Raw genomic sequence first — 3857 nt, forward strand, 5'->3', positions numbered from 1 at the left:
CTCGACCGGCGGGACCGCCGGCGTGGCGACGGCCGCGGGCAAAATCGGTTCGACCTCGGGATCGAGCACCAGCGGCTTCAGCCTCGATCTCGCCGGCAGCTCGTCGGTCAGCGACGTCTCGCTCGGCACCAGCGCCTATATCAAGAACACGACGGTCAACAAGTATACGACGACCGGTGCCGTGGTGACGAATACGATCGTTCAGGCGCTCAACGACACCATGCTCAATAATGGTTCAGGCTCCGGGGCGCTCAATCTGGCCGGAGGGTCTGCCCAGGGGGCTGCGATCGGCGGCGCAATCGCGGCGGCGATGTCTGACAATGCGACGCTCGCCTATATCTACGGCACCACCATGAACAACCAGAGTTCGGTGACGGTGCAGGCGCTCAATGGCGGCTCGGAAACCGTCGTTGCTCTGGGCGTGGCGGGGTCGAAATCCAATGCGGCGTCGCTGTCGGCCTCCGTCGGCATCATCACCGACAGCGCCACCGCCTATATCGAGAGCTCGACGATCACGGGCCAATCCACCGGCGTCAACCGCGCGCTCGAAGTCGACGCCTACCAGACGACGAACATCGCGATCGGCGGCGGTTCGCTCTATATAGCGGGGGGCCAGGCCGGCGTCGGCATCGGGCTGACTTATGCCTCGATCGCCGATCCCACGGGCGGCAACGCGACCGACGCGCACATCCGCAGTACCTCGATCTCGACCTACGACACCCTGCTGGTGATGGCCGACAGCGCCAGCGTGATTGCGGCCGGCGCGGCCTCGGGCGGGGCAGGGTCCAACGGGCTTGCCGGCGCGATCGTCGTCAGCGAGATATCGCCGACCACGACGGCCTATATCAGCAGCGGCGCGACGGTGAGCATCGACGTCGGCCGCGTGACGGTGCTGGCGGACAGCGGCGCGGTGTCGGCGCTGGACACGGCGCTAGGCAACCTCGTCAGGAGGTCGAACAACAATCATCTCGCCACGGACACCTGCACGGTTGCCGGCGGCACGGGCGGGCAGAACTGTATCGACTTCGGCGCGGCGGCGCTCAACGGCGGCACGGGTAATGGTCCGGGCGCCAGCATCATCTCCGTTGCGGGCCTCATCCAGGCCGGCAAGAACAATGTCGGCGCCTCGATCGTCTACGACACGATCGCAACGACGCATTCGGCCTATATCGCCAACGTCCTGATGACGGCCGGCAGCAACGGCAATGTCAGTGTGAGCGCGGTCGACTCCTCGAAGATCCAGTCGGTCACGATCGGCTTTGGTCTTGCGATCGGACAGTTTGCTGGCGTCGGCGGCTCGACGATCAGCAGCATCTCCAATACCGTTTCGGCGGCCATTGGCAACAACCAGTCCAGCACGACGCAATCCTCCGTCACGGCCCGCAACATTTCCGTCAGCGCGACCGACAGTTCCAGCATTACCGGGACCGCTGCGGTTGCGGGCGCCTCGACGCAGGGCAGTGCTGCGGGCCTGGCGCTGGTCTACAGCAGCATCGCCAACAACGTCAGCGCCGGCGTCACCGGCTCCAAGCTGACCGCCTCGGGCAATGTCGGGGTCGGTGCGAGCTCGAACGCCAGCATCTCGACCGTCGCCGTCGGCATTGCGATGTCCTCGCAGGTTGGCCTCGCCGGTTCGGTCGCCACCAATCTGATGGGGACCAACGTCACCGCCAGCATCACCGCCGCCGGCACCAACGGCATCAACGGGGCCGACGTCACGGCCACCAACAATGTCGGCGTGATCGCCGGCAACAACGACAAGGCCGCTGTGTTCGCCGGTGCGCTGTCGATCAGCAAGGGGGCGGCCGGCGGCGCGGGTTCGCTGGTGACCAACCAGATCACGGGAACCACCGCAGCGTATATCAGCGGGGCGAACACCAAGGTCGATGCGCTCGGAACCAGTTCGTCCGATACGCTGTCGGTCAACAACGGCACGCTCGTCCACGCGTTCGATCTCGGCACCGCCCATGCGCCGACCGACACCACGCCCGATCTCTCTGAGAACCAGGACACCGTGCGCGGCCTTGCCGTGGTCGCGAGTTCCCACCAGGCCGTCGTGACCAACGTCGCCTCGCTTGCCGCGAGTTCCAGCATCGCCATCATGATCAATCCGATCACCAATGTGATGAGCGGGGCGACGCGGGCCTATATCGACAGCGCGGCCATCGACACGCGCCTGACCTCCTCGACGCTCAAGCCGCAAATCGAGGTCGCCGCGTCGAGCTTCTCCTATTCCGGCGCGTTCGGCGCCGGCATCGCATACGGCAGCAGCGGCGGCGGTGGGGCGACGATCATCTCGACGACGATGTCGCGCGAGACCTTCGCCACCATCACCAATGCCACGGTCGGCGGCGTGCAGTCGTCGAGCGAGACGGTCGGCGCCGTCACCGTGAAGGCCAATGCGGAGCAGGATGCGTCTTCGATCGCGATCGGCTTCAACACCGGCTCGGTCGGGCTCAACGTGTTCCAGGCGACCACGGAAGCCTATGTCGACGGCGGCGCGCTGACGGCCTCGTCACTCACGGTCAACGCCAACAACAACACCGGCATCTTCTCTGCGAACGGCTCCGGCGCCTATGGCAGCCAGGCCGCGATCGGCGCGGCATTCCTGGTCCAGGTCTCCTCGAACCGGACCCTGGCCTATGTCGGCGATGAGTTCCGCTATCAGGGCAACGGCGCCGCGCATACCACCGCGCTCAATTTGAGCGGTGCGCTCGACGTCGAGGCCACCACCAAGAACCGCTTCGAGGCCTATGCGATCGGCGGCGCGCTCTCGACCGGCACGGCGGCGATCGCCGGCATGGCCAACATCGAGGTCGCCAACAACACCACCATAGCCGGCGTCTATGACACCACGCTGCAGGGGGTGACGGGCGGCACAGCCGGCGCTGTGACGATCAACGCGACCGAGGACGTCGCGATCAAGGAGATCGCCGGCGCGCTTGCTGTGGGCGCCAGCGGGGCAGGGGTCGGCGTCGGCGCCGCGGCCAACGTCATCGTGTTCAAGAGCCAGACCATCGCGGAGAGCCGCAACAGCAATCTGAACTCGTCCGGTGCGATCAATGTCGGCGCGCTGAGCACCAAGGAAGTGCTGTCCTACGCGGTCACCGCCGGCATCGGCGGCAGCGTCGGCATCGGCGCGACCGTCGGCGTCATCATCATCGGCACCAACACCGCGGATGCCGACACCCAGGGCCAGCAGACCGGCCAACTCAATCAGGGCAACAACGGCACCATCGCGTCCGTGAACAGCGGCACCAACAACGCGCACGGCAGCGGTGCGGTCGCGAGCGGCACCGCTGGCAATCCGAACAGCGCCAACGTCAGCTCGACCTACGACGTCAGCAGCGTGCTGAGCGGCGGCAACGATGCTGTCGTCGCACAGATCGCGGGTGGCAACCTCACGGGCACGCAGGTCAATGTCACCGCCACCAGCGCCAATGCCGCCAAGATGTATCTTCTCGGCGCCGGCTTTGCGAAGAATGTCGGCATCGGGGCCGGCATTGGCTACACCAGCGTCAACAGCACCGTGCTCGCCAATTTGAGTGACTACGGACGCAACGGCTCCGGCGTGCTGGTGGCCGCAGATACGCCTTTGGCCGTCTCGGCACCTGTCGTCACCGTTGCGGCGGTCGTCAAGGACGCGACCACCGGACCTTATTCCGGCAATACCATCGACACCGAGGCGATCGCCGGCGGTGCGGCGCTCTATTTCGGCGCCGATGCGGCTGTCGCGGTCGGCAATGTCAGCAACTCCGTGGTGGCGATGCTTGGCGGCCAGATCACCGGCACGGGCGGCACCGGCACTGGTGCCGCGGTCATGGCGCAGGATTCGACGACCCAGGTGGTCTTCACCG

Annotated in this window: 1 protein-coding gene; it reads left to right on the forward strand. The window is 66.2% G+C overall.

All coding sequences use genetic code 11. From position 1 onward, the window contains the following. Positions 1-22 precede the first annotated feature (22 nt). A partial coding sequence (locus MOV74_RS33275; protein WP_404979210.1) for a beta strand repeat-containing protein occupies positions 23-3857 on the forward strand: 3835 nt, incomplete at its 3' end.

Source organism: Bradyrhizobium sp. SHOUNA76, assembly GCF_023006445.1.
Taxonomy (GTDB): domain Bacteria; phylum Pseudomonadota; class Alphaproteobacteria; order Rhizobiales; family Xanthobacteraceae; genus Bradyrhizobium.